Origin of the sequence: Pseudoalteromonas sp. meg-B1 (assembly GCF_003173795.1) — a bacterium.
Taxonomy (GTDB): Bacteria; Pseudomonadota; Gammaproteobacteria; order Enterobacterales; family Alteromonadaceae; genus Pseudoalteromonas; species Pseudoalteromonas undina.
Map to the genome: position 1 here is coordinate 1 of NZ_QGQU01000011.1, position 25,321 is coordinate 25,321.

General features: G+C 39.9%; 28 protein-coding genes. 7 read left to right on the plus strand and 21 right to left on the minus strand.

Annotation, left to right across the window (positions count from 1 at the left end):
* The first annotated feature begins 475 nt into the window (after nt 1-475).
* Nucleotides 476-955 (plus strand): RNA-binding protein, encoded by a 480-nt coding sequence (locus tag DK924_RS18550; protein ID WP_055013410.1) that lies wholly within the window; start codon nt 476-478, stop codon nt 953-955.
* Here DK924_RS18550 and murI read toward each other — a convergent pair.
* Nucleotides 918-1,706 (minus strand): glutamate racemase, encoded by a 789-nt coding sequence (gene murI / locus DK924_RS18555; protein WP_109875873.1) that lies wholly within the window; start codon nt 1,704-1,706, stop codon nt 918-920. The two genes, DK924_RS18550 and murI, sit on opposite strands and share 38 nt — an antisense overlap.
* 66 nt (nt 1,707-1,772) lie before the next feature.
* The gene (locus tag DK924_RS18560; RefSeq protein WP_010393043.1) at nt 1,773-2,897 is read right to left on the minus strand and encodes a DUF5610 domain-containing protein; all 1,125 of its coding nucleotides are present in this window, start codon (nt 2,895-2,897) and stop codon (nt 1,773-1,775) included.
* Nucleotides 2,898-3,061: 164 nt separating this feature from the next.
* Between DK924_RS18560 and trmA the strand changes: the two genes are divergently transcribed.
* The gene (gene trmA / locus DK924_RS18565; protein WP_109875874.1) at nt 3,062-4,159 is read left to right on the plus strand and encodes a tRNA (uridine(54)-C5)-methyltransferase TrmA; all 1,098 of its coding nucleotides are present in this window, start codon (nt 3,062-3,064) and stop codon (nt 4,157-4,159) included.
* 9 nt (nt 4,160-4,168) lie between these two features.
* Here the strand turns inward: trmA and DK924_RS18570 are convergent, their stop codons facing one another.
* The 5 genes from DK924_RS18570 to ccoG all read right to left on the minus strand — a co-directional run bounded on the left by DK924_RS18570 (nt 4,169) and on the right by ccoG (nt 8,485).
* A complete protein-coding gene (locus tag DK924_RS18570; RefSeq protein ID WP_109875875.1) occupies nt 4,169-4,621 on the minus strand; it encodes a DUF523 domain-containing protein in 453 nt (150 codons plus the stop codon).
* A 62-nt stretch (nt 4,622-4,683) separates the two neighbouring features.
* Nucleotides 4,684-5,322, minus strand: a complete 639-nt coding sequence (locus DK924_RS18575) for a thiol:disulfide interchange protein DsbA/DsbL (protein ID WP_008113400.1) — start codon at nt 5,320-5,322, stop codon at nt 4,684-4,686.
* A 19-nt stretch (nt 5,323-5,341) separates the two neighbouring features.
* Nucleotides 5,342-5,965: a thiol:disulfide interchange protein DsbA/DsbL gene (locus tag DK924_RS18580; RefSeq protein ID WP_109875876.1), complete on the minus strand. Its 624-nt coding sequence runs from the start codon at nt 5,963-5,965 to the stop codon at nt 5,342-5,344.
* A gap of 36 nt (nt 5,966-6,001) precedes the next feature.
* Nucleotides 6,002-6,976, minus strand: coding sequence for a serine/threonine protein kinase (locus DK924_RS18585; RefSeq protein WP_075169546.1), 975 nt, complete (start codon nt 6,974-6,976; stop codon nt 6,002-6,004).
* Between the two features lie 78 nt (nt 6,977-7,054).
* A complete protein-coding gene (gene ccoG / locus DK924_RS18590) occupies nt 7,055-8,485 on the minus strand; it encodes a cytochrome c oxidase accessory protein CcoG (RefSeq protein ID WP_010393031.1) in 1,431 nt (476 codons plus the stop codon).
* 282 nt (nt 8,486-8,767) lie between these two features.
* On the opposite strand from ccoG, the gene DK924_RS18595 reads away from it, so the two are divergent.
* Nucleotides 8,768-9,127: a hypothetical protein gene (locus DK924_RS18595; protein WP_010393028.1), complete on the plus strand. Its 360-nt coding sequence runs from the start codon at nt 8,768-8,770 to the stop codon at nt 9,125-9,127.
* Nucleotides 9,127-9,333, plus strand: a complete 207-nt coding sequence (locus DK924_RS18600) for a hypothetical protein (RefSeq protein WP_109875877.1) — start codon at nt 9,127-9,129, stop codon at nt 9,331-9,333. Before DK924_RS18595 ends, DK924_RS18600 begins: the two co-directional genes overlap by 1 nt.
* 32 nt (nt 9,334-9,365) lie before the next feature.
* Here the strand turns inward: DK924_RS18600 and DK924_RS18605 are convergent, their stop codons facing one another.
* The 13 genes from DK924_RS18605 to gspC form a co-directional block, all read right to left on the minus strand.
* Nucleotides 9,366-9,953, minus strand: a complete 588-nt coding sequence (locus DK924_RS18605) for a UPF0149 family protein (RefSeq protein WP_054202945.1) — start codon at nt 9,951-9,953, stop codon at nt 9,366-9,368.
* Between the two features lie 21 nt (nt 9,954-9,974).
* Nucleotides 9,975-10,733 (minus strand): type II secretion system protein N, encoded by a 759-nt coding sequence (locus DK924_RS18610; protein ID WP_109875878.1) that lies wholly within the window; start codon nt 10,731-10,733, stop codon nt 9,975-9,977.
* A gap of 3 nt (nt 10,734-10,736) precedes the next feature.
* Nucleotides 10,737-11,210 (minus strand): type II secretion system protein GspM, encoded by a 474-nt coding sequence (gene gspM / locus DK924_RS18615; RefSeq protein ID WP_054202944.1) that lies wholly within the window; start codon nt 11,208-11,210, stop codon nt 10,737-10,739.
* Nucleotides 11,207-12,415, minus strand: a complete 1,209-nt coding sequence (gspL, locus tag DK924_RS18620) for a type II secretion system protein GspL (RefSeq protein ID WP_109875879.1) — start codon at nt 12,413-12,415, stop codon at nt 11,207-11,209. Before gspL ends, gspM begins: the two co-directional genes overlap by 4 nt.
* On the minus strand, nt 12,412-13,398 hold the full coding sequence (gene gspK / locus DK924_RS18625; RefSeq protein ID WP_109875880.1) for a type II secretion system minor pseudopilin GspK: 987 nt from the start codon (nt 13,396-13,398) through the stop codon (nt 12,412-12,414). The genes gspL and gspK overlap by 4 nt, the downstream gene beginning before the upstream one ends.
* On the minus strand, nt 13,398-14,063 hold the full coding sequence (gspJ, locus tag DK924_RS18630; protein WP_109875881.1) for a type II secretion system minor pseudopilin GspJ: 666 nt from the start codon (nt 14,061-14,063) through the stop codon (nt 13,398-13,400). The genes gspK and gspJ overlap by 1 nt, the downstream gene beginning before the upstream one ends.
* Nucleotides 14,064-14,438: a type II secretion system minor pseudopilin GspI gene (gspI, locus tag DK924_RS18635; RefSeq protein ID WP_010393012.1), complete on the minus strand. Its 375-nt coding sequence runs from the start codon at nt 14,436-14,438 to the stop codon at nt 14,064-14,066.
* On the minus strand, nt 14,438-15,025 hold the full coding sequence (gspH, locus tag DK924_RS18640) for a type II secretion system minor pseudopilin GspH (protein ID WP_010393010.1): 588 nt from the start codon (nt 15,023-15,025) through the stop codon (nt 14,438-14,440). Before gspH ends, gspI begins: the two co-directional genes overlap by 1 nt.
* A 49-nt stretch (nt 15,026-15,074) precedes the next feature.
* The gene (gene gspG, locus DK924_RS18645) at nt 15,075-15,497 is read right to left on the minus strand and encodes a type II secretion system major pseudopilin GspG (RefSeq protein WP_010393008.1); all 423 of its coding nucleotides are present in this window, start codon (nt 15,495-15,497) and stop codon (nt 15,075-15,077) included.
* A 69-nt stretch (nt 15,498-15,566) separates the two neighbouring features.
* On the minus strand, nt 15,567-16,802 hold the full coding sequence (gene gspF / locus DK924_RS18650; protein WP_109875882.1) for a type II secretion system inner membrane protein GspF: 1,236 nt from the start codon (nt 16,800-16,802) through the stop codon (nt 15,567-15,569).
* Nucleotides 16,803-16,804: 2 nt separating this feature from the next.
* A complete protein-coding gene (gene gspE, locus DK924_RS18655) occupies nt 16,805-18,370 on the minus strand; it encodes a type II secretion system ATPase GspE (RefSeq protein ID WP_109875883.1) in 1,566 nt (521 codons plus the stop codon).
* Nucleotides 18,363-20,426: a type II secretion system secretin GspD gene (gene gspD / locus DK924_RS18660; RefSeq protein ID WP_010393000.1), complete on the minus strand. Its 2,064-nt coding sequence runs from the start codon at nt 20,424-20,426 to the stop codon at nt 18,363-18,365. Before gspD ends, gspE begins: the two co-directional genes overlap by 8 nt.
* Before the next feature lie 23 nt (nt 20,427-20,449).
* Complete coding sequence (gene gspC, locus DK924_RS18665; protein ID WP_010392999.1) at nt 20,450-21,394, minus strand: type II secretion system protein GspC; 945 nt, start codon at nt 21,392-21,394, stop codon at nt 20,450-20,452.
* Nucleotides 21,395-21,590: 196 nt separating this feature from the next.
* On the opposite strand from gspC, the gene hslR reads away from it, so the two are divergent.
* Nucleotides 21,591-22,013, plus strand: a complete 423-nt coding sequence (hslR, locus tag DK924_RS18670) for a ribosome-associated heat shock protein Hsp15 (protein ID WP_010392996.1) — start codon at nt 21,591-21,593, stop codon at nt 22,011-22,013.
* A gap of 12 nt (nt 22,014-22,025) precedes the next feature.
* The gene (hslO, locus tag DK924_RS18675; RefSeq protein WP_109875884.1) at nt 22,026-22,871 is read left to right on the plus strand and encodes an Hsp33 family molecular chaperone HslO; all 846 of its coding nucleotides are present in this window, start codon (nt 22,026-22,028) and stop codon (nt 22,869-22,871) included.
* Here hslO and DK924_RS18885 read toward each other — a convergent pair.
* Complete coding sequence (locus tag DK924_RS18885) at nt 22,868-22,996, minus strand: hypothetical protein (RefSeq protein WP_008113428.1); 129 nt, start codon at nt 22,994-22,996, stop codon at nt 22,868-22,870. The genes hslO and DK924_RS18885 overlap by 4 nt on opposite strands.
* 138 nt (nt 22,997-23,134) lie before the next feature.
* On the opposite strand from DK924_RS18885, the gene DK924_RS18680 reads away from it, so the two are divergent.
* On the plus strand, nt 23,135-24,673 hold the full coding sequence (locus DK924_RS18680; RefSeq protein ID WP_109875885.1) for a phosphoenolpyruvate carboxykinase: 1,539 nt from the start codon (nt 23,135-23,137) through the stop codon (nt 24,671-24,673).
* The last annotated feature ends 648 nt before the right edge of the window (nt 24,674-25,321 follow it).

A 25,321-nucleotide genomic window follows, 5' to 3' on the forward strand; every position in this document is an offset into this window, starting at 1 on the left:
CACTACCTAAGTAGCTTGGCTGTTAGAACTCAATCTGTACGAGTGCCCACACAGATGATTGCTTTATATTGTTAAAGAACGTTGCGACGTTGTCGCTAGGGATGCGTATAATACATCCTTTATTTTTAGAGTCAACACTTAATTTTAAACTTTCTTACGATGATTTAAACTTAAGTTTTATTTAACTCTCTGAGTAGTTCGTGCCTCGCTATGCGTTGGCGTTCCCCGTCTCAGTGGGGTCGCATTATAGGGAGATCCGAAAACAGATCAACCTTTTTTTTAGATCTTTTTACTGTTTGCTCAACTTTCAAGCAAATACTATTGAAATGGTATGGAAAGAGCTTACTTCAGGTCGTTTTTTGCACTCTTATTAACTATTTACTATAAATTTCATTGCTATGTTCAATTAAGACGTTAAGATAGCAAGTTCACAATGTTAAATTAATGTTTATTTCCTGTTTATTGGTAGATCAAAATGAAATTACCCGATCAAAAATCTTTTATCTTTGCAGTTATTCTTGCTGTTGTTGGTTTTGTTATCGTTAAGTTTGCACTTGCAAGCCTAGCATTAGACCCTGCACTACTATTTGGTGCTGGTTTATTAATTGGTGGACTTGTCATTGCTGCAATGTCATCAGTAAGTGCAGAAGAAGCCGAAGTAAAAACAAAAACACTTTATGTTGGCAATCTTCCTTATCGCGCAAATGAAGGCGTTGTACGTGCTTTGTTCGAAGAGCAAGGCAAGGTATTTAATGTTCGTTTATTGAAAGATAAGAATACTGGCAAACGTCGCGGCTTTGGTTTTGTTGAAATGGCTCAAGCTGATGCGGATAACGCAATTGCTAAGTTAAATGATAGTGAATTCCAACAACGTACTTTAAAAGTACGTGAAGCAAAACAAAAACAAGAAGATGATTCTAACTCTTATCGCTCAGAGTCGGATCAAACAGTGTAACTTGCTTAACGGCTAGTTTATCACTACATATATCAGCCGTTGCATAATACCGCAGCGGCTTTTTTATGCCTGCTTGATCATCGCTTAAATTCAGTAAAGATCTAACTCGCTTAGCAATAGCCGCACCAGAATCTAACAACTCTATATGTGCTTTAAAGTAATCACTAATTGGTTTAGCAAGAATAGGAAAGTGAGTACAGCCTAATACCAGCACATCGATATCTTTATTAATATTTAATCGGTTTAACTCAGCGTGCAGCTTTTCTATATCTAAGTATTGGGTAAAAAAGAATGTTTCTGCCAGGGTGACCAATTCAACACTACTATATAAGCTTGTAGTTATAAGTGAGGCATGCTCTTTAATCAGTGTATCCGTATATGAACTTGCTACTGTAGCAGGGGTTGCCAATAATCCAATATGCTTTGATTGTGTTATTTGTGCTGCGGGCTTAATCGCAGGTACAACCCCTACAATTGGAATATCTGTTATTTGACGTACCGCACTTAATGCAGATGTTGAGGCGGTATTGCAGGCTATAACAATTAAGTCGACATTGAGCGACTCATTTTTGATAAATTGGATTAGTCCACATAAGCGACTAATTATAGTCTGCTGCGACTGTGCACCATAAGGCAATAATGCATTATCCATGAAGTAACTATATTGAGCGTGAGGAATGCTTTGCTTAATATGCTCAAGTACTGTGGTTCCACCTATACCTGAATCAAATACCATGATGTGCGCTGACAAACTACCATTCCTACTCTTTACTTAGAACGGCAGTTTGCCATGAGGCTTTTATAAAAGAAAGTAGTTTTACTCAGCGTCTAGTTTTGCAGTAGCTGTGTTTAATTTATCTAAGTTTTCAAACATGGTGTTAGTGTAATCAACCAGTTTATCTATTTCTTGTTGATCTTGATTTAGCCATTGAATGATACCTGATAGCTGGCTTTCTAATCCTAGTGCTTGCGCTTTAGAGTAAGCCGATTTTAGATCATCATTAAAAGGCGCGACAGTTTCGGCAATGGCCTTTTCTGAGGTTGGCTTAATTTGTTCATACTCTTTAATAGCTGCCACAGTTTTGCTTTGACGTAAGTCCATTGAAAATGCCACCAGCTGTTCATTTCCTAAGCTGAGTTCTTGGGCTTGTTCAAATGCTTTATCTAAATCACCACTGAAAAAGGTTTTACTTACATCTTGTAACTCTGCCATTAAATCATTTATAGCTTGCTGTTCGTCTTCATTAAGCTCTCCATTTACTGACATAGAAAATGACAACTCACGAGACTCAGAAAATTGCGTACTAAATGCTTGTGAGCTTTCAGTTTGCTGATAGCGACTAGATGACTGGGATTGGTAAGCGTCTGCAAAACTAATACTCACCTCATCACCTTCTGCGGTGGTAAAAGTATAATCAGCGCTGTTACTAAGGTTCACATATTGCGATTGACTAACCGTTACGCTTGCTGGCTGAGGATTAAATAAGTTCTGCTCAAATTTATCAAGGCCATTAAAGATGCCCTCTTTTGATTTATCAATACCCTCTTCAAGCTCTTGATTAAATACGCCCATACCTTTTAATTCATCTACAGCTTCATCAACACCTGTTTGCACGCCTTTACGTGCCTGGTTAAGTATATCTTGTAGCTTGTCATCATCGGCACCATTGGCTTTGGCTTTTTTTACTGAGCTGGTCACAAAGTCTAAAACATTTTTGACTACTTCATTAAAATCAAACAATGGTTTGTCTTTTTTCGCTTCAGCAACCGGCAAGCCTAATTCTTTTGCCATTTTGTCACCCAATACGGCAGCAGCCAATTCTTTTCCGCGTTGCTGATAGCTCGTTGGTGGGGAGTCTATTTTAGGCTGTGGCATTGCTTGCTTAGTATTGTATTTATTGGCATTGCTGTTTGGAACAAAACTAAAGTTACCTATTTTCATGAGAAGACTCCTATTTAGACATACTCTTATATCGGCCAAGTAAGCCTATACTGTAGTAAAATGCTTAAAAAAAGCTCACTATATTTGATCAAAACTAGACAAATACGCTTCGCTCCCTACAATAGCGCCGATAAACAGATCTCAACGATAAGGTTATACCGTTAATGGCAGTTATAAATATAGATACCACGCAGTACGATGCACAATTAAATGAAAAAGAGCAGCGTATTACAGATCAGTTTCAACGTTTCGGTGTAAAACAGTTAGAAGTATTTAGCTCTGAGCCTATTAACTACCGTCAACGTGCAGAATTTAGAGTATGGCACGATGGCGACGATCTGTTTCATATTATGTTTGATCAACAAACGAAAGATAAAATACGTGTCGATACCTTTGACCCTGCTGCTCCTTTAGTAGGTGAAGTTATGCAGGTAATGATTGATAACTTAAAAGGCTGTGAAGTACTGCGTCGTAAATTATTCCAAATAGATTATTTATCGACCCTCAGCGGTGAAATTTTAGTGAGCTTGCTTTATCACAAGCCACTTGATGAAAACTGGTTAACTGAGATTAATGCCTTAAAAGAAAAGCTAAGTAGCCAGTACAAAATTGACTTTATTGGCCGTGCACGTAAGCAAAAAGAAAAATTAGGCGATGACTTTGTTACTGAGCGTTTAATGGTAAATGGCCAAGAGCTAATATATCAACAGGTAGAAAATAGCTTTACTCAGCCTAATGCGAAGGTGAATATTAAAATGTTAGAGTGGGCGCAAGAGCTATGTAAACCACTAAACAATGATTTACTAGAGCTGTATTGTGGTAACGGAAACTTTTCAATTGCACTTGCGGGCTCATTTAATAAAGTGCTGGCAACAGAAATATCAAAATCGTCTGTGCATTCAGCGCAATATAATATTGCTCAAAACAAAGTAACTAACTTAGATATTATTCGCATGTCGAGCGAAGAGTTTACTCAGGCAATGAAAGGCGAGCGTACTTTCTCTCGCTTAGATGGTATTGACCTTAGTAGTTACAACTGCCAAACCATTCTAGTCGATCCACCTCGTGCCGGCATGGATACCCTAACGTGTGATTTAGTGGCTAACTATGAGAATATTATTTATATCTCATGTAACCCAGATACGTTAGAGCGTGACCTTGATCACTTATGCCAAACCCATGAGGTTAAGCGCTTTGCAATATTTGATCAATTCCCATACACACACCATATTGAATCTGGTGTATTTTTACAGAAAAAATAAAATCCAATACTATAATGCCAGCGCCTTGATAAGTGCTGGTATTTGCTCTTCACTAAATACTTTAACTTGATGCTTTACCAATAACTTAGCGGTCAGCCCCATGCCTTTTACTTTCACCCCACTATGGCTTCCATCATAAATTGTATTACGGCCACACGAAGGACTAGACTCTTTTAGTAAAGCAAAGCGAATATTATGCTTATTACAAAGGGCTAATGCTTTATTAGCGCCAGCTTCAAATGCACTTGTTACATCCTCGGCAGTATTTGTAATAACTCGATTTTGCTTTATCTCAGCGGGCGCTCTAGGCACGAGTAAGCCACCAGCAATCTCAGGACAAAATACGATTAATCTATTTTGCTTTTGCCACAAATTAAGTTGAGGGTGCAATATTGTTTGGCCTTTACCATCATAACGAACTGGCAAACCTAACAAACAACTTGAGATTAAAATTTTTTCCATAATGAATTTTCTTCTCCAAATAAAAAAGCTCCTTTCGGAGCTTTTTTATTTCACTAAACTACTTATTTATTTGCTAAGTAGTTAATAAGTGCGCTTACATCTTCTGGCGATGAAATACCTGACTCGCCACCTAAGTTAAGCTTATATTTACCATTAACAATAAATGTTGGAACGCCACGCAGTGCCCCTTTTCCTTTAAAGTAATCTTGGTCGCGCTTCATTTTAGAGCTCAGTGTACGTACCGAGAAGCTTTCAAATAATTTATCAAATTTGTCGCCATCTACACCTTGCGCTAAAAATACATCTTTTACATCTGCAAGCTCATTAAAACGAGCACGCTTTGCGTGAATGTGGTCAAACATCGCTGAAATAATTTTATCTTTTTGCGGTAGTACTTCAGCAGTAGCTAGTGCTTGGCTGATCATGGTTTGATGTTCTGGGTCACGAACGCCCACGAAATCCACATGGCTTTTCTTGAACTTTACGTTTTTGTCTAGCTTAGGTTTGATCTCAGCAAGCAGTGGCTCCATGTTATTACATGCAGGGCAGTAAAAAGAGAAAAACTCTTTTACTTCTGGCTTTCTGGTTGCACGATCAGAGACGACATCATAATGTACGCCCTCTTCGTAAGTGGCAGCAAAACTGGTTGCAGCTAAAGGGAGTAATACAGCAAGCAACCCTGCTTTAACTAATTTGATCATTATTATGGTGCTCCAAAAATTATAGTTTTAGTAAAAAGCTAATTAACTCATCAAGTTCTTGTTGGCTCTTGATTGTATTAATATTGATTTTATATTTGTCATTTACGATAAATGTAGGTACGCCAGTTAATGCGCCAAGCTCAGAATATTTATTCTGCTTATCTTGCATGGCACGTTCAGCTGCTATGATAGGCAAACTAGCAATATCATTATCAAATGTGCTGTTATCAATTGCGTTAAGCTCTAATAACTTCTTAACGTCTTTAATTTCTGTTAATGGTGCACGCTGAATATGGATGCTTTTAAAAATTTGCGCTGTTACTGCTTCTGCTTGACCATGTTTTTTTGCAATTAAGTAAGCAAAGCTCAGGTTACTTTGTGCTTGTGGTGAAACGCCCCCTAAAAAGTTAACATGATTTTTTACAAACTCAGCCCCTTTAGGTAAGTTTTCTGCAATCCCTTTTGCTACCGGCTCAAACTTAAAACAGTGCGGGCAATAGAAAGAGAAGAATTCGGTTACGTTTGGCGTTTTACTCTTTTCAACGTCAATCACAGTATATTGATTACCTGCTTCAAAGTTGGCAGCTAGTACTGCGAAAGGTAAACATAGGATCAGTAAACTTAGTTTTAATTTTTTAAGCATGAATATCTCGTTATACTTCTTTTTTAAATAAAAATATTATGGCAATAATTTTAACGGGGCTTCTTGCAAAGCTGCAAGCTGTTCTTTAAGCGCTAAAATTTGTTGCTCCCAGTATTTGTCATCTGCAAACCATGAAAAGTTCCGTACAAAAGCTGGATCGCTCCAACGTTTTGCAACCCAACCCATGTAATGAATCATACGCATGGCGCGAAGCGGTTCGATCAGCTTCAGTTGTGAGTGATCAAAATCACAAAACTCTTCATACGCATTCACTAAAGTGTCTAACTGTAACAGCTGTGTTTGTCGATCGCCACTGAGCATCATCCATAAATCTTGAATTGCAGGTCCTTGGCGGCTATCGTCTAAATCAACAAACATCAGCGCATCCCCAGCCCATAAAATATTACCAGCATGGCAGTCTCCGTGTAAGCGAATACTGTCTACATTTTTATATTGCAGCTGCGCTTGGGCAATAACTAAATCTAAAATAGTGTAAAAGGAAGTTTCTAATCCCATAGGAACTAAATTACTTTTTTGTAAGTGAACTTTAGCTGTATGCAGGTATTCATCGCAGCTAACAGTTGGTCTTTGGGTAAAGGGCTGCGTTTTCGCTACTTGGTGCATGCGACCAATTAAACGCCCTAGTACGTCAAGCTGATCTAAATTATCGACTTCAAATAAACGCCCGCCTACACTTGGGAATAAAGTAAATAAATACCCTTGGTGTTCAAATAAGCTTTGCCCATTATGCTTTATTGGCGCAACCACCGGTACTTCTGCGGCTGCCAGTTCAAAAGCAAAATCATGTTCCTCTTGAATTTGTGCTTTGCTCCAGCGCTCAGGCCGATAAAACTTAACAACGTAACGTTTTCCACCCTCAGCTACAAATTGATACACTCGATTTTCGTAGCTATTTAGCGCTAGCAACCCTGACTCAGCGTAAATATCAACGCTTTCGATGGCATCCAAAATAAGATCTGGGGTTAAGTCAATAAAGCTAAATTTACTCATATACTTCTTATATAAAAGAAAAGCGGGAATATCCCGCTTTTTTGTTAATATCAGTGTTCGTCTTTTAATACAGACTCTTTATCGCGCTTTAAAAAAGTTACTTTGCTGCGATATTTGGTTATCGGGTTCGTTTATTGGCGACAGTACAAAGTTAAACTCGGTCATTGGCGCTTTTAAATCATAAGGGTCCATTACTAATGATAACGGTACATTATGCGATTCACCAGCGTTCACCGTAAAGGTGGTATCACCTATGTATTTATAGTTATCTAACCCTTTAACATCAATAGAGAATGTTTGCTCGTACTGTGCCTTATTAATCACTTTTAAGGTGTAGGTGTTTTCAACTAAGCCATTAAAATCTACACGATACAACTGATTGCGATCACGGATAATATCAAAGTCCATAGGTTTACGCATAGCTATATTGGCTACCAACGCACCGGTAAGTAAGACTAAAATAATACTGTAACCAATCAGTTTAGGACGCAGCGGATGAGTTTTATTCTCTGGGGTTTCCAAGTTACGCTCGGTGGTATAAGAGATTAGGCCTCGAGGATAATTCATTTTGTCCATTACGCCGTCACAGGCGTCAATACACGCGCCACAGTTTATACACTCGTATTGCAGACCATTACGAATATCAATCCCAGTTGGGCAAACTTGCACACACAAGTTACAGTCAATACAATCACCTAACCCCAGCTCTTTTGGGTCTTGTTTACGTGACCGAGGCCCGCGGTTTTCACCACGCGCTTCATCGTAGCTTACAGTAAAGGTGTCTTTATCAAACATTGCTGACTGAAAACGTGAGTATGGGCATATATGTAAACACATAATCTCGCGCATCCAACCCGCGTTACCATAAGTACAAATAGTAAATACAATAATACTAACTAAGGCATAACCGCCTACGTTAAAGGTAACAAATTCAGGGAGTAGTTCGCGAATAGGCGTAAAATAACCCACAAAAGTTAACGCGGTATACAAAGAAAATAACACCCAACTAGTGTGCTTTGCGGTTTTTCGCCAGAATTTGTCAAAATCCATTGGCCGTTGGTCTAACTTTTTACGTTGGTTAGCACTGCCCTCAAACTTTTCTTCAAACCAAATAAAAATAAAGGTCCATACTGTTTGCGGACAGGTATAGCCACACCATACGCGGCCATAAAAAGTAGTCACTAAAAATAGAGCAAACGCCGCAAGCATAAAAATAAATGCAAGAATAGTGAAGTCTTGTGGCCATAGGGTTAAACCAAAAATATTAAACTTTTGCTCCATTAGCTCAAACAAAACAGCTTGCTGGCCATTAAAGTTGATCCAAGGCAATAACATAAACGCTAACATGCCTAAAAAGCCGATACGTTGTCTTAGTAATTGATGAAGCCCTGTAACCGCACGTACATAAATACGATTGCGGGGGTTAAATCTATCTTCTTGACGGCTCAGATCAGGTTTTTGGATCTTAACCTCTGTTGGTATGTTTTTTACTTTAATTTGCTTATCCATTGAAGTTCCTCAACGCCGCTAGGAAATAAAAATTCAGCAATCTTTTTGTACTTTCGCCTAAGTGTAACAACTTGCATGCTAAACATAATACGCTTTAAGTCGCACTTTTGTACTTTCAGATATTTCAGAAATATCTAACTACTGCCTCTTATTATACGCATATTAGCTAAAATTACTGACTAGATTGCTAATAATTTATTCAATTTGTGACTTGCTTTTAAGGTGTATTTTATTACACTTGCCGGCTACTAAAGTGTTGTTTGGATCAAGGTTTGTATATTTATGAAGAAATTTTTTATACTAGTGGTTGTGATCCTAGCATTTTTTACCGTTGATCATCCTTTGGTAAAAGAGCCGCGCGAACGGTTGCTCGGTGATGGTATCGGTTTGTTAAGCAGCTCAACTAAAGTAGATCGCTTTCCTGTAGCAACCATGACGAGAAATAAAGTGAATCAACAGTTAGCACTTTCTCGTTCTGAGCAAGACTATGTTGCTAAAACATTTACTACGGATGAATCAGTCAAGTTATTTGAACTACGCTATTGTCGCCAAGGTGATCTAAACCTCTATTTTTACGAAGAACGATTACTTACTGTATGTCGTATTATCAAAGAGTCATTAGCGCAAGCGAGAGTAAAGTAATGGATTTTTCTGGATTAAATAAAAAAGCAAGTAACTCATTTCATAAACATCGCACCATGCTTAAGCAATTGGCACAGGGTAAAACGTTAAAATGCGAACATTGTAATGGCGTATTAATCCTTAACTTAGCCACCAGCGAACCCGGTAAAGGAGTAATACAGTGCAAACAAGGTTGCACTGATATTGAATTAGAAATTGGCGGTTAGGTGTTAAGAACAACGTTTAAGCGCTAGAAAACTTACTCCTCCCACCCTTCATCAGTATATAAACCACTGTTAAGCGCTACAATTTCGATAAGTTCAGCAAAACCTAATGCAAAGTCGCCCATTAACTCGTACTGCTGCTCACATAAGTGTAATTCATCAATATTATTTTGCTGTGCAATTTGCTTAATGATTGGTTTATCGAGTGCAAAAAAACTGAGCGTAGCCTGTGCGCTTTCAAGCGCTTGCTTGTATTGAATGTCTAGTTGCTCACTTGCTAATAACTTATGGGTATACGCTTGGCTTGCGGTTAAAAAACCCGCAGACCAGTGCTGGCAAAAGTCATATTCAAACTCAGCAGGTAACTTATAACCCAGCTCAAATACTTGCTCACTCACTTGATGATGTAACGCCATAAATAAAAACAATATGTCTTCATCAAGGTCGTTTGCTGTATCAGGGAGAATATTTTCTAACCATTGGTGAACTTCTAATGGCTCAGGTGAACATATAACGCCAAATAAATAACCTTGGCTTTGGGTAAGGCTCATTGCGCCTGATTGGGTATTTAAAAACTCGCTGAGCAGCTTAGCATGCTGCTCAGTAAACTGAGGTATTTGCATTAAAACTCTTTATATAAAATATTAAAATTTAAGTGGGTAACGACCTTGGTTATCTGGTCTGCCTAAAAACTTCACCGCGTCATGTACCTCTTTGGGTAAAGTTAGATCAGGTTTAACATATCCCGCAACTTTAAAGTCAAAATTAGCCTTTAGTGTAGCATCTGCTTCTAGCCCTAATCTATTGCCTGGCTCGATGAGTATAGCAACATCGCCCGACTTACAACTTAATTTGCCACTAAGATCACCAATATTGAACCAACCAGTTAAACCTTGTACGTCAATATCAGGACTGGCTATTTCACCTTGTAGTGATTGGCAATATGGCGCTCCAGAAACGTATTCATCGAGCTCTAAGATTACACGTCCTTTAGCAGTAACTGGTAACGGTAAATCAATTCGCTGCATTGCTCGCTCAACCGTTGAACGCACTACGGTATCAGTTATTTTAAGTTCATCATTTGCTAGTGAATAACTAATATCTGCATAGCCCGATATGTCACTGCGTTCGCGAGGATTACCAAAGCGTAAGTTAGTATTCACTTGAGCTTTAAATAACGCCCAGCCAGATATATCCCAGCGTACATTATTTAATTGCTCACCTTCAAAGCGCAGCTGCATAACTTGTCCCTGCCACAACGTGCCAGCAGTTTGTCCTATTTCTAGCTGCGGTGGAAAATACGGTTTAGCTAAATTTACAGCAACCGCAGCCGGTAATTTAATAACGCTAAAAACAATAAAGCTCATTAAAAAAACGATGGATAATATTATTATTTTTTTCATTAACTACTTCTCTAATACTAAACGGCTTACGCGTACATAACCGGATTTATCATCTTGGCTTAAATCTAGATTTTCTACGCTTAAACCATGCTGATTAACGAGCTCGTCAATCCATTGGATTAATAGATTAAACTCTACTGAGTCGAGCGTTAAACGAAGTGAGTTATCATTAGGCTGCATTTTACTAATATTAATGCTGTAACGGCCGCGCGTATTATTAACTATTTGGCTGAGATTTTGATTACTCACAGCTTGCGTTTTACCCGCGGCTTTGAGCTTAACAATACTCTCGTCTACCCAGGCTAACAATTCTTGCTGTTTTATTTGTGATTGCTGTGCCCGCTCTATCGCAGTATTTAAAGGCCTAAAAACCCCCATCACCAAAACAAAAATGATAAATACACCGCCTGCAACCATAATTAGTTGTTGCTCTTGCTCTTTTAATGAACGCCAATATTGCATGAACTGCTGCTTCATTGTGCACCTCGCAGTCTGATTTCGCCGACGATAAAATCGCCATCATTATTTAACGAGCCCTGCTCAACAGTAACCCCTTGCTGCTCGAGAATGGCTTTAACCTTACCAAAAGTTTGAAAGTCTTTACCACGCGCTCGAATGCGCAATTCATTACGGCGTTTGTCAAAGCGTAATGTTTGTGGCGTAAACTCATTCACTTGCGAAAACACGCTAACCAATTTACTGGTTAAATCTAAAAAGCCAGCATCGCTAACACCTTGTACTTTATTCAATGCACCCTGTATTTGATTTTTAATTAAATGAGGTCGCACCCGCGTGCCAGGAAAGGCTTTTTGATATCGCTCTACTACTTGCGATTTAGCTACTTCTAGCTGCGAATTAAGCTGATGCAATTCAACCGCTTTAATAGTCACACTTGATACCAAGGCAATCACACTAATAATGGCAGCACTTTTCCAGTAACCCCACCATAACGCAGTTTTCTTTTTAAGGGTGTAAGGTCCTTGACGCAAATTAAACTTAAGTTTATCAAGTTGTTTAGCAAATAATGCTAACGGTAACTCATAGTCACTTGTTTGTGGATATAAGTTAAGTGCTTCAGGAAACTGAACAGCAGGGCTGTAATGCTTGATATCTGGGTTGCCTAATGCTACTAAATACTCTTTTAGCCAACTGCTTTCAACCGCGCTAATATGCCAGTCACCTTGTTTAAAGAGCCACTGTTTATTAAGTTCGATGGCAGTAACACATGACTCTTCAGCGCCTGGCAATAGCAATGCATCCGGTACTATTTGATACGGGGTGAGTTGATGTTGTTCAAATACTTCTAACCAGTGCTCAAACCAATCACGGTTCGTTAGCGCAATCTTAATTGCATGCTGCTCATCAACCATAGTTGGCTCCCCAAGCGCGATATAAATGTCGTCTATATCGCATGCAAGATCTTCTTCGAGCATATAGGGCAATGCTTGCTCTAATTTACGGCTCCACTTTGTTGGCAGTTTCACCGTTTTTAATTGCACCTGGTCACATGGTAAAAGTACCACAAGCTCTCGGGTTAATGCTTTTTCAGTTAGTTCACTTAACTGATTGGCATTTTGTAGCTCGCCACTGGCTATTATTTCTTGTTCTTGTGGTGAGTATATTAACCAGTTAAGTAAATCTTGCTCGGTTTGACCCGTGCGGATCAACAGTATCTCTGTCACTGTACGCCTCCAAATTTTCGCGCCAGTATCGTTACCTCGCCATTGTTGGCATACAGTAATGTGGTCATCGAAAAACGCAAATCAACAAATTTTGCCTGCGTTTGTAATTTAAAATATTCACTTTTTAAACTAAAAAGCTTTTCTACTGCTTTGATATTTTTGCCGCCTTGTTGTTTAACAGACTCAAAAAACTCTTCAATATTATCAAAGCCATTTTCAGGTCGCGCTGCAATTACCGCTTGAGCACCCGAAACACTCAGTTCGTCTATTAGGCCACTGAGCAATAAAGCTTGCTCTTCAGTGACTGTATTAACATTAATTGAAAGTAACGTACTACCTGGGATCACACAGACAAAAGGCAGCACCTTTTCCATCACTAAAGGGTTAAAGCCTTTAATTAAACGCAGTTCAGATACCGAAGCAAATAGGCTATTTGCTGTCATATACGGAAACTGACGCGATAAATACTCGCCTTCTTCAGCTCCTGAGCGATACGTAATACTATTTTTATCTAACCAGTCAAAAACACTATCAGCCATACCTTCTTCAGACTCATCACTGGGTAAGTCTTCTATATTTTCTAATATGGCAAACAACGCTTTATGCGCAGGGTTCGTTTTATTAGTACTGTTTGGGTCAGGCTCAGCACCAAGCGCATTTAAGTTTAAACAGGCTTGTAAATCAGTTAACTGACCGCTTAACGTGCCGTTATCAACTGGATACTTAACATCACCTTGCTTTGCCCACGGCTGCGCTAAGGTGGTTTTTTCTGGATCGTCTTTTTTACTTTGAATTAAGCCTTTAATAGCTAATTCTTCAGCGCCATAAGCATACCATTTAGCCTGTTGCTGACTCTGCAAGTTGGTACTTCTTTGTACCTGTAACATTAAGTTCGCACTCATTTCTACGGCTAAAATAGCAGCCAGCGCGACAATAAATAACACAATAACTAACGCCGCGCCGCGTGATGTTTTTTGATTCATCAAGGCGTTCCTCGGCCATTTGGTTGCGATTGGTTAATACCATCATTAACCGGTTTTGGTAGCTCTTTACCGAGTCCTGGCACTAAAAAAACGCGTCTAATTGGTTCTGCGTTCATTTGCTTTAACGTTACAGCTACCGCTTTAGGTAACGCCTTAATTTGCCAGTTTTCTTGCCACTCTGCGTTACCATCTAAAAACTCAAATTTAAGCTCTTCTACGTCAGCTAAAACAACTTGGCTACGAGGCTCTATATTATCAAGTTGATCAACATAAATGCGATATACTCGTTCTAAGTTGTCATCAATTACTCGATAACCAACAGCTTGCAGCTCTGAGCGAGGAAGTAAATTAATGGGATTCATCCAACCATCACGCACAAAGGCAATGCCATCAAGCTGGCTTTCTAAAATGTAGCGCCCTGCAAGTAAGTAACTCTCTTGAAAATCCCCAGCTTCATTACGCACTTGGCGTTTAGTCATTTGGCTAAAGTCTTGATCCATTAGCCTGAAGGCTGTTTGTAACCCATTTAGCTCAGCAATTTTTTCATCTGATGCTTCTTTGGCACGCGTGGTGGTGTCAAGTATTTGGTGGGTGGCCATAATAACAAACGCCAACACCCCTAGTGCCACCATCACTTCTAATAATGTAAAACCGCGCTGCTTCACTTATGGCTTACCTTTATTTAAGTAAGTACTTAACTCATAAATTGAATTTTCATACTTATCATCTGTAAACACATTAATAGTGACCTTTACAAAGCTCTTATCAGCAGTGGGCACAACATCTTGGCGCCAAAACCATTCAATCCCCGCCATCATCTCAGTACCGCGGGTACCATTTTTACCTTGCCATTTTTCGCCTTTCGTTCGTTGTTCTACCAATACATTCTCGGCTACCCATGAGCCATACGTTTGCTCTTCAATACTCGATAAGTGATGAATATGCTCACCAGTTGCTTGCATTGCAGCAATACCCGCCATAGCACAAATACTTAGCGCAACTAAGACTTCTAATAAGGTAAAACCTTGGTATTTTTTCATTATTGGGGCTCTCGACGAAAATCAACTGGCGCTGCAAATTTACCTTCAATAAAATATACCGGCTCCGCCTGATCTTTTAACTCAAGCATAAGCTGAAATGCACTTACATCAGCAGAGGATAAAAGAAGTACTTGAGGAACTTTTAATTTTTTAAGTTCTAATAAACTATCTTCATTATCGCCACTCATTAACTCACGCCAGTTAGACTGCTCTAATAAGTTATCTTGTGCCCAAGGTAAGTCTTCTAGATTAAGTGTTACTTTAAATTGCTGGTCAAACTCAATTGGTTTAAATAACTCTTCCCGCTCAAAGCTGGTCCACTTTTCGCCATCAAACACTAAAAACTCAAGCGTATTTTGATCAACTAATAAACCTAACTCTACCTGATTAAGTACGGCAAATTCCGATGCGGCATTAATGGTGGTATGCAGCCTACTTGCTTGCTTATCTAGCTCTTCCTCTGCGCCGCCATCTAAGCTGTATACCACCATTTTGGTGGCAAAGGCGATGATCACCAATACCACTAAAATTTCTATTAAACTAAAACCATATTGCTTCGCACTCAGGTGCTTAAGGTTTACCCGCATGGTAAACCCCAATCAACTAAGTTTAAGCGTATGATTAAGTTAATGCCCATTACTGCTTATCTTCACCCCAGTTACCAATATCATCCTCAGTAGCCGGTTCGCCATCAGGTCCCATTGAAAAAATATCAATTTTACCTACTTCACCTGGGTAAATAAGTTGGTAAGGGTTGCCCCATGGATCTTCTGGCAATTTACTAATAAAACCGCCATCAGGAAAACGCTTTGGGATAGGCTCAATGCTGGTTTTAGTTACCAACGCCTCAAGCCCTTGCTCTGTACTCGGGTAGCTTTTATTTTTTAACTTGTAAAGGCTAACGGCATCTTCTAACTGCTGAATATCTAAATGCGCTTTATCAATAGCCGCTTCTTCTTGCTGCCCCATAATATTAGGTGCCACAATCGACATGATCATCCCGATGATAACCAATACCACCATCACTTCTAATAAAGAAAAACCTGATTGTTTATTCACGTTATTACCTCGTTATTCTAAAAACACTAAGCAAAAATGATTTAAGTAAATCATTAATATAAAAAATAATTAAAGGCCAACAGCCTTATTCATCGCCATAATAGGTTGCAAAATTGCCATTACTATAAACAGTACAATGACTGCCATAGAGGCAATCATTGCAGGTTCTAATAATTTTAATGACACATTAACCATACTTTCAAACTCGCGATCTTGATTGTTAGCAGCTCGTTCTAACATTTGCTCAAGTTCACCGGACTTTTCACCACTGGCTATCATATGCAGCATCATTGGTGGAAACAACTTAGTTTGCTGCAGTGAAGCACGTAGGCTTGCCCCTTCACTTACTCTTTCTGCAGCATCGGCCACAGCTTGTTTGATTTTTTCGTTAACTAATACCCCACCAGAAATACGCATTCCTTCTAGTAGCGGTACTGAACTTGACGATAAAATACTTAAAGTACGAGCAAAGCGCGCGGTGTTAATCCCTCTAGCAACCTTACCAATGCCTGGCATATGTAATACTTTTGCATCCCACCAAAACCGTACCTTAGGTTTTTTAAGCGCATACTTGATTCCAACCGCGGTAGCGGTGATCACCAGTAAACTTATAAACCAGTAATTTTGCACAAAATGACTACCCGCCATAACCCACTCGGTAGTCCAAGGTAAAACTTGTTTGGTTTTTTCGAACGTTTTTAATATTTTAGGTACTACAGTACCTAATAACACCGAAACAATACCAATAGCAAACACCACCAAAATAATCGGATACACCATAGCCTGCGTAATTTGACTGCGCATATGTTGGCGCTGCTCGGTATAATCAGCTAGCCTGTTGAGCACTTGATCTAAGTGACCTGACTTTTCACCTGCCGCCACCATAGCGCGGTATAAATCGTCAAATACATGCGGAAACTCACTCATACCATCAGCCAGGGTATAACCTTCCACTACTTTGGAGCGCACCGACATTAACATACGTTTTAAGCGTGGTTTTTCACACTGCTCAGCAACCGCCATCACCGCCCCTTCTACAGGAAGGGCAGACTGAATTAAGGTTGCAAGCTGACGAGTGATCAAAGCGAGATCGGCAGTTGATATGGTTGGTTTAAATAAAGAACCGAGTAAAGGTACTTTTTGACCTTTAACTTGTTTGTCATCTTGCGCAGCAGGCACCACCTCAAGTGGTGTGAGCTTTTGATCGCGCAGAATCTGACGAACTTGCTTAGCTGTATCGGCTTCTAAAATACCTTTTTTTTCTTTTCCCCGGCCATCTAATGCGCGGTATTCAAACGCTGCCATAGCTAGCCTTCCTCACGCGTTACGCGCAGTACTTCTTCAAGCGTTGTTTTACCTGCAAGCACACGGCTGCAGCCATCTTGACGAATGCTTAGGCTGTGCTTACGAATGTATTTCTCTACGCTTTGCTCACCTTTACCGCTGTGGATCATTTCACGAATGGTTTCATCGACAACTAATAACTCGTGAATACCAGTACGACCTCGGTAGCCATTAAAGTTACACTCTTCACATCCTACCGCGCGGTAAATCGTCGGTGCATTGTCAAACGGTACGCCGAGTAATTCACATTCACGCTCATCTGCAACGTGACCTTCTTTACAGCTATTACATAGAGTACGTACTAAGCGCTGGGATAACACCCCCAGTAATGAAGACGATAATAAAAACGGCTCAACGCCCATATCTTCCATACGAGTGATTGCACCTGAGGCGGTATTAGTATGTAACGTAGACATAACTAAGTGGCCAGTAAGTGATGCTTGCACACCAATTTGGGCTGTTTCTAAATCTCGTATTTCACCGACCATAACTACATCAGGATCTTGACGTAAAATGGCGCGCAGACCACGGGCAAAAGTCATATCAACCTTGGTATTAACCTGTGTTTGGCCAATACCTGGGATTTCGTACTCGATTGGATCTTCAACCGTTAAGATATTACGATCTCGCGAGTTAATTTGGCTCATACCTGCATATAGCGTGGTACTTTTACCAGAGCCTGTAGGACCTGTTACTAAGATTATACCGTGAGGCTTGCTAATTAAGTCGGCAAACAGCTCTCGGTTTCGAGCTGTCATACCTAAGTCTTCTAGGTTTAAACGTGCATTGTTTTTATCAAGCAAACGTAGTACCACGCGCTCACCAAAGCTCGATGGCATAGTCGACACACGCACATCTACAGCGCGCCCAGCTATACGCAAACTAATACGGCCATCTTGCGGTATGCGCTTTTCTGCAATATCGAGTTTGGCCATTACTTTAATACGCGATACCAACAAAGAGGCTAGTTTACGATTAGGTTTTAAAACTTCTTTGAGTACGCCATCCACCCGAAAACGAATAACCAGCTCTTGCTCAAATGTTTCAATGTGAATATCAGAGGCACCTTCTTTAATTGCCTCACTGAGCATGGCATTAATCAGCTTTATAATTGGCGCATCGTCGTCACCGGCAAGTAAGTCTTCAGTTTGAGGAAGCTCATCAGCTAGTGAGAATAAATCAACCTCATTACCAATATCTTCCATCATTTGCTGAGTTTCTGAGCTATCACGTTGATACGATGCTTCTAGTAATAGCTCAAACTTATCATCTTCTAGTTGCTCAAGTGTAAAGCCATGTCCTGCAATACGGCGCACTTCTAATAATACATCAACATCCAACTCGCCACGATAGTAAACAACTCGGTTATCCTTATGTTTACTAAGTAACGCACCCACTCGTCTGGCATATGAAAACGGCAAACGTTTTGCAGGCAGTTCAATTAAGTCATCTTGAGCAAGCTGTTCATCATTACTGTGAGTAATTGGATGAACAACATCTTGATTAATATCTTCTATCGCATTAGTCATCATTACGCTCTTGTGCATTTTGTTTGCGTAAATGCTCTTCGTACGTAGGAGGTAGCACTAGTTCGTCATTCCACTCAGGTAAAATAGGCGTGTCTGACTTTGGCATCAAATTAATACCATCTTCACGTTTTTTAAATTGCTCGCCGCGAATAAAGTTATATTTATTAAAGCTAAGTTTATTCATGCTAACGCCATCGCGAATAATGGTCGGTCTTATAAATACAATAAGATTACGCTTACGCTTCGTTGTATTAGTTGACTTAAATAAGTGCCCTAAAATAGGGATGTCGCCTAGTAATGGTACTTTTGACACGCTTTCTTGCACATCTTCATCTATCAAGCCGCCTAATACCACCATGCCGCCATCATCGGCCATCACGGTTGTTTTAATTGCGCGTTTATTCACTGAAATATCAACTGCCGTTGCACCACTTACACTGGAAACTTCTTGCTCAATGGTTAATTGCACTGCAGAACCATCGTTAATTTGTGGTGTCACTTTAAGTTTTATACCCACTTCTTGACGCTCAACCGTTTGAAATGGATTTTCATTGTTACTACCTGTTTGTGAACCGGTAATAATAGGCACTTCTTGACCAACTAAAATAGACGCCTCTTCGTTATCCATAGTGGTAATAGATGGAGTCGCTAGGATATTAGAATTAGTATCGGTAGATACTGCTTGTACGATTGCACCCCAGTCATTTTTAATTACACCCATAGCTAACCCATTAATACCACCAAGTAATGACGCAAGCGGGCCGTAATCGCCTTCAGTTGTTTCATCATATTTGGTGACAGTACCTGATTCAGTACCAATAATGTTTTTAGTCACCGTTTTATCACGGGCTTGCTCAGCCGCTACGGCTAAAGAGCCAACAGGTACTGTTGTACCGTTGTTAAATTGCAGCATGCCGCCTTCTTCTGAAATCCATTGCAGGCCAAAGTTAACGCCATCGCCTTCCATTACTTCAATAATAATGGCTTCCACTAGTACTTGTGCGCGGCGAATATCTAAGCGCTCAATAACAGATTCTAGTGAACGCATAGTATCTGGCTGGGCGGTAATGACTAATGAATTTGAATCTGGGTGAGCTTCAATGCTAGTGTCGTTTTTATTACTACTACGTGATTTAGTAGCTCCACCTTGCGTGTCCTCTGCTAGCGATTTGCTCACACCTTGGAGTACTTTTACTAAATCTTCGGCCTTTGCGTAGTTGAGGTAAAACACTTTAGTATTACCTTGGCTTTCCAGTTCGCCATCTAAACGTTTAATGAGCTCAATGGCCCGTGTGCGTGCTTGGCCTTCACCACTAACAATCACACTATTAGTACGACCATCAGCCACCACTTTAGGAATTAAAAACTCAGGTACGCTACCCTTACCACTGTCTTTGTATATATTCTCTACTACAGAGACAACATCATCAGCCGTTGCGAACTTAAGCTTAACGATATCGACTCGCTTATCACCCGCTTGGTCAACAGAGCGAATAATTTCTACTAAGCGGTTAACCGAGGCTGCATGACCAGTTAGCATCATTACGTTGGCCGCATTAAAGTTAGCAACGTGACCGCCGTCTTTTTGGTCGCTAAATTGGCGAACTAAAGGGCCTAACTCTTGTACGCTTACATTTTTAACTCGCACAACCCGTGTAATCATCATATCGCCAAGCGCTTGGCTATCAGCAGTAATTAATGGCACGTTTGATTTTTTAGCATCTGAGCTTTTTTCTATTTTTATTATGTTGTTATCCATTTCGACGGCTGAATAACCGTAAACTTCTAAAACATTTAAAAAGAATTGATAGTAAAGTGCCTCATCCATTAATTCGTAACTACGTACATTTACTTTGCCACGCACGTTAGGATCAATAATGATGGTTTTATTAAGGTTTTTGCCAACAATATTAATAAACTCATTAATATCTGTGCCCTTAAAGTTAGCAGCGTATTCAACAGCAGCAACCGACATAGAAAGACTTGCCGCTAAAAAAAGTGCTGCATACTTAGCTAACCCTTTTTTAATTTTTTTGAGGTGTAGCACCTGAACCATTATGTTAAAACTCCAAAGCTAAGTTATTGCAGACTAAATAGTACATCTATTTGCTCACCATCACGCTCTATTGTGATAGTTGCATCTGTACTGTTTCGCAGCTCATTCATTGCTGCCATTGCCTGTTTTAAATCTGTTAATTGATAACCGTTAATTGCCACGGCTAAATCGTTATTTTGTAATCCCATTTGTTTAAATAGTTCGGGCTCTTTACCTGGACTCAAACGATAACCTATAAGTTCCCCATCATTCATCGCTTGAGAAACACGTATATAATCAAATAGCTTGCCAGGTTCTTCTAAAAGCTCTTCGCGAGTTTCTATTAATGCTTCTTTCACCTCAAGGTTGGCAGTGGCATCAATTTGTTCATCGCTTTGTGCTGAAGGCGCTAAAGGCCCCATTTCAGACTCATCTCGCGCAGCGAGTACCGGCATAGACACTGTTTTAGTAAAGTCGAGCCCATCAAGCATTAAGGTTTCAAAGCGACCACTTACATCTAGAATCACACGATCTGGGAGTATTTGCGATACTTTTGCACGTGTACCTTGCACCACATCCTCTACTAAATAACTCGTCTGGCGGCCTTGCGACTCAATAATAGCCATTCCCGCCTTATCATCATTACTAACAGCAACGATACCGGTTAAATTAATACTAAGACGCGTTTCAGGGGCATTATTAATGACTTTAGTTTGCGAAGCAGTATTGGTGTTTTTTGTTACATTTACTTTACCAAATAAAAATTGCTCAATGATCGAATCTACAGACTGGTTATTTCCACCCACAGCTTGGTTAGAATAGCTGATAGGAGCAAGAGGAGATGTTACTGGCTGCGGCCATAATAGCCACATCAGTTTTGATAATAAAAATGCAATATAAACAACAACTAAAACCATAACCATTGCGCTTAATTTCGCATGCGGTAAACGGTTTAATAACTGCTTAAATTGTTGAACGTGCTGTTCCATAGGTAGTGTTCTTATTTTAATTTATAACGAAATCACTCAGCCATAGTACCTTTTCATTTTTCATTCAACAAGCACGCTAATATTAAACTTTGTAAACAGATTAATTTATTTATCGTATCAGCTATCAAGCAATAGCTACATGCGGTAACGGTTTCGTGATAATTTACCTAGGCAGTAAATTTACTAGGGATGTTTTATGACAAAGAAAACTAAACTCAATGACAGCTCAGAAAACGCTGACGCACTTAAAGTGAGGTTGGACAAATGGTTATGGGCGGCTCGATTTTATAAAACGCGTGCAATAGCTCGAGAAATGGTACAAGGCGGCAAAGTACATTATAATGGGCAACGCAGTAAGGCTAGTAAAATTGTAGAAATTGGCGCAGTTATAAAGCTAGCTCAAGGCGTTGATGAAAAAACCATCACAGTATTAAATATACTTGAAAAGCGCCAAAGCGCCCCCATTGCACAGACCATGTATCAAGAATCTGATGCTAGTATTGCTAAGCGTGAAGAAAATAGTATTGCACGCAAAAATAACAGTTTCTTTGCTCCTCATCCGGATAAAAAACCAGATAAAAAGCAAAGGCGCGAACTTTTAAAAATGAAATCAAGTTAGGTATAGCCGCTCATGCAACAAGATTTACTTCACCGCTATTTATTTGACAACCTCGATGTTCGTGGCGAACTCGTACAAATAGACAACGCTTACAATGAAATGATTGCGAAACACAATTATCCAGAGCCCGTTAAAGCATTATTAGGTGAGCTGCTTGTTGCAACCTGTTTATTAACAGCAACGTTAAAGTTTGAAGGCGAAATTGCAGTTCAACTACAAGGTGATGGCCCCGTAAAATATGCGGTGATCAATGGTGATGATCAACAAAATATGCGTGGTATTGCGCGATTACAACATGAAGTTACTGGCTCAACGGTAAAAGAGCTCATTGGCCAAGGCTACATGGTTATCACGATTACTCCAACTCAAGGTGAGCGTTACCAAGGTATAGTACCTTTAGAGCATGATACATTAAGTGAATGTATAGAAAGCTATTTTGAGCAGTCTGAGCAATTAAAGACGCGCCTTTGGTTTGCAACTGATACTGAAGAAGGCAGCGCCAAAGCATGTGGGCTATTTTTACAAGTGCTACCTGTAGATAAACAAAAATCGATTGAAGATTTTGCTCACTTAGAAGCAATCAGCAATACTATTAAAGATGAGGAGCTACTAGAGCTTGATGCCAATACTATTCTAACGCGCCTTTATCATGAAGATAACCCACGCGTATTTGACCCTCAACCAATTCAATTTAAATGTGGCTGTAATCGCGAAAAAACGATGACAGCTTTAGTTAATGTTGGTCAACAAACGCTTTTGGATGATGTCGAAAAAAATGGTGAGATTAAAATTAGCTGTCATTACTGTTTAAAAGATTATGTATTTAACGAACAAGATATAAAAAGTATATTTAATTAATCTAGCTTTTTAAAACACACTATAAAATAGCCATAATTTTTTATGGCTTTTTTGTGCCCAAAAAATGACACCGGTATCACAAGCTGAGCATTTTTCATGACACCGGTATCATTGAAATTATTCATGTTTTTTCCTTAATTTATATGTTTTTACGGCGTTTATAAGCTCGAATATCCTTAATCCATCTGTTACTATATTTGCAGCTTAAAGGTTACTAAGACCCAGAGCTATCCCGTTCAATCTCACACAATTTAGGTATAAACATGACTTCAAGCGCTACCCGTTTTGTCGATCTAACTGCAGCTGAACTTGTCGAACACGCTATCAGCCGTGGCGAAGGGACTTTAGCCGCCAATGGTGCTTTTGTAGCTAACACTGGTCGTCGTACCGGTCGTTCTCCAAAAGATCGTTTTATTGTTCAAGAATCAAGTACTGAAAATGAAATCCAATGGGGTAATGTAAATCGCCCATTCGATGCAGATAAGTTTGACGCCTTATGGGCACGTGTAGAAGCACATGTGCAAAGCAACGACCACTTTATCTCTCACCTTGAAGTAGGCGCTGATCCAGAGCACTACCTTCCAGTGGTTGTAACAACAGAAACTGCTTGGCACCATATCTTCGCTAAAAATATGTTCATCCAACCACAATCATACAACAAAGCCGACTTTCCTCAGTGGCAAGTAATGAACGTACCTTCGTTTGTATGTGATCCAGAGCGCGATGGTACCAATAGCGATGGCACAGTTATTATTAACTTTGCACAACGTAAAGTGTTACTTGCTGGCATGCGCTACGCGGGTGAAATGAAAAAATCGATGTTCTCTGTGCAAAACTTCCTACTACCAGCGAAAGGTGTATTACCAATGCACTGTTCTGCTAACGTAGGTGAAGCAGGAGATACCGCATTATTCTTTGGTTTATCTGGTACAGGTAAAACAACATTATCAGCAGATCCAACTCGCTTCTTAATCGGTGATGACGAGCACGGCTGGGCACCAGGTAGTGTATTTAATATCGAAGGTGGTTGTTACGCTAAATGTATCGACCTTTCTCAAAAGAATGAACCTGTTATCTGGGAAGCTATTCGATTCGGTACAATTTTAGAGAATGTGGTACTTGATGAAAACCGTGTTCCTGATTTCAACGATACCAGCCTAACTCAAAATAGCCGTGCAGCTTACCCACTAGAGCACGTTGAAAAACGTAAAGTTGAAAACCGCGCAGGTGAGCCTAAGGCTGTTGTTTTCCTAACATGTGATGTGAGTGGTGTACTACCGCCGGTATCTGTTCTAACCGAAGAAGCTGCAGCATTTCACTTCCTAAGTGGCTACACAGCAAAAGTTGGCTCTACAGAAATTGGTTCTACTAGCGATATTGAATCAACATTCTCAACCTGTTTTGGTGCTCCTTTCTTCCCACGCCCTGCAGGTGTATACGCAGAGCTTCTAATGAAGCGTGTACGTGAATTCGGCGCTAAAGTTTACCTAGTTAACACTGGATGGACAGGTGGCCCTTACGGTATTGGTAAGCGTTTTGATATTCCAACAACACGAGCTGTTGTGGATGCAATCGTATCTGGAAAATTAGCCGGTGTAGAAACCCAACACATTGACGTGCTAAACCTAGACGTACCAGTTGCAGTACCGGGCGTAGATAGCAAGCTTCTTAACCCAATCAATACCTGGGAAGACAAAGCTAAATACGCAGAGTATGCGGCTAAGCTTGCATCTGATTTCACAGAAAATTTTGCTAAATACGACGTATCTGACGAAATTAAAAACGCAGGCCCTAAAGTTTAATAATCACCTTTAGCCTGATAATTAAAACGCCAACCTTGAGTTGGCGTTTTTGATCCTATCTATTTTACTTCAGCAACATAGTTACTTTAATAATTGCTGATAAGCCACCTATTAGCTAAAACGTTTTCCCTATGTTTTGTGCATTCCTTAATAAAGGCTCACCGAGAGCCTATTAAGCTTTAAAGTAGCAGTTACTAGTTTGTATATCTCAAATTAAACGCTATTAAACTATGTCACATTAGTAAAGTTACGGGATGTCATCAGCAATGAAACAATACTGTAGGGTAAATCTGTCCAATACCTCACTCTTTACCCTGTTAGAGTACATAAAACAACACTAGCTATTACTGGTAAACTCCTACGAACACAAGAAGGCTCAAGTCATTCGAGTCTTGCTTGCTTTTGGAGTGAGTGTGCTACTTCGTAGTGACCACGCAGTAGAATACTGCGTAGTGCCTAGAGCGCTAGAGAGCCACTTAGAAAGGTACATTTAATGTTTTTAATGGAATGCGTTGGCTCTGAGGTTAACGCTGTGCAGCTGATAGCTGACGACTGACGGCTAATACTTTCACTTTCCTGCAGACGTAAAAAAGCCCGACTCTTTCGAATCGGGCTTTCTCTTATTTGGAGCCTGGTAATGTCCTACTT

Excerpts from the sequence above, each read along its gene's own strand:
- DK924_RS18575 (WP_008113400.1), bottom strand. The coding sequence starts at position 5,322 with ATGATCAAATTAGTTAAAGCAGGGTTGCTTGCTGTATTACTCCCTTTA.
- gspE (WP_109875883.1), bottom strand. The coding sequence starts at position 18,370 with ATGACTAATGCGATAGAAGATATTAATCAAGATGTTGTTCATCCAATT.
- DK924_RS18595 (WP_010393028.1), top strand. The coding sequence starts at position 8,768 with ATGAAGAAATTTTTTATACTAGTGGTTGTGATCCTAGCATTTTTTACC.
- DK924_RS18585 (WP_075169546.1), bottom strand. The coding sequence starts at position 6,976 with ATGAGTAAATTTAGCTTTATTGACTTAACCCCAGATCTTATTTTGGAT.
- ccoG (WP_010393031.1), bottom strand. The coding sequence starts at position 8,485 with ATGGATAAGCAAATTAAAGTAAAAAACATACCAACAGAGGTTAAGATC.
- hslR (WP_010392996.1), top strand. The coding sequence starts at position 21,591 with ATGACAAAGAAAACTAAACTCAATGACAGCTCAGAAAACGCTGACGCA.
- trmA (WP_109875874.1), top strand. The coding sequence starts at position 3,062 with ATGGCAGTTATAAATATAGATACCACGCAGTACGATGCACAATTAAAT.
- DK924_RS18680 (WP_109875885.1), top strand. The coding sequence starts at position 23,135 with ATGACTTCAAGCGCTACCCGTTTTGTCGATCTAACTGCAGCTGAACTT.
- gspM (WP_054202944.1), bottom strand. The coding sequence starts at position 11,210 with ATGAAGCAGCAGTTCATGCAATATTGGCGTTCATTAAAAGAGCAAGAG.
- DK924_RS18580 (WP_109875876.1), bottom strand. The coding sequence starts at position 5,965 with ATGCTTAAAAAATTAAAACTAAGTTTACTGATCCTATGTTTACCTTTC.
- gspI (WP_010393012.1), bottom strand. The coding sequence starts at position 14,438 with ATGAAAAAATACCAAGGTTTTACCTTATTAGAAGTCTTAGTTGCGCTA.
- DK924_RS18600 (WP_109875877.1), top strand. The coding sequence starts at position 9,127 with ATGGATTTTTCTGGATTAAATAAAAAAGCAAGTAACTCATTTCATAAA.
- hslO (WP_109875884.1), top strand. The coding sequence starts at position 22,026 with ATGCAACAAGATTTACTTCACCGCTATTTATTTGACAACCTCGATGTT.
- DK924_RS18605 (WP_054202945.1), bottom strand. The coding sequence starts at position 9,953 with ATGCAAATACCTCAGTTTACTGAGCAGCATGCTAAGCTGCTCAGCGAG.
- gspD (WP_010393000.1), bottom strand. The coding sequence starts at position 20,426 with ATGGTTCAGGTGCTACACCTCAAAAAAATTAAAAAAGGGTTAGCTAAG.
- DK924_RS18885 (WP_008113428.1), bottom strand. The coding sequence starts at position 22,996 with ATGAATAATTTCAATGATACCGGTGTCATGAAAAATGCTCAGCTTGTG.
- gspK (WP_109875880.1), bottom strand. The coding sequence starts at position 13,398 with ATGAATCAAAAAACATCACGCGGCGCGGCGTTAGTTATTGTGTTATTT.
- DK924_RS18560 (WP_010393043.1), bottom strand. The coding sequence starts at position 2,897 with ATGAAAATAGGTAACTTTAGTTTTGTTCCAAACAGCAATGCCAATAAA.
- gspH (WP_010393010.1), bottom strand. The coding sequence starts at position 15,025 with ATGCGGGTAAACCTTAAGCACCTGAGTGCGAAGCAATATGGTTTTAGT.
- DK924_RS18610 (WP_109875878.1), bottom strand. The coding sequence starts at position 10,733 with ATGAAAAAAATAATAATATTATCCATCGTTTTTTTAATGAGCTTTATT.
- DK924_RS18570 (WP_109875875.1), bottom strand. The coding sequence starts at position 4,621 with ATGGAAAAAATTTTAATCTCAAGTTGTTTGTTAGGTTTGCCAGTTCGT.
- DK924_RS18550 (WP_055013410.1), top strand. The coding sequence starts at position 476 with ATGAAATTACCCGATCAAAAATCTTTTATCTTTGCAGTTATTCTTGCT.
- gspC (WP_010392999.1), bottom strand. The coding sequence starts at position 21,394 with ATGGAACAGCACGTTCAACAATTTAAGCAGTTATTAAACCGTTTACCG.
- gspF (WP_109875882.1), bottom strand. The coding sequence starts at position 16,802 with ATGGCAGCGTTTGAATACCGCGCATTAGATGGCCGGGGAAAAGAAAAA.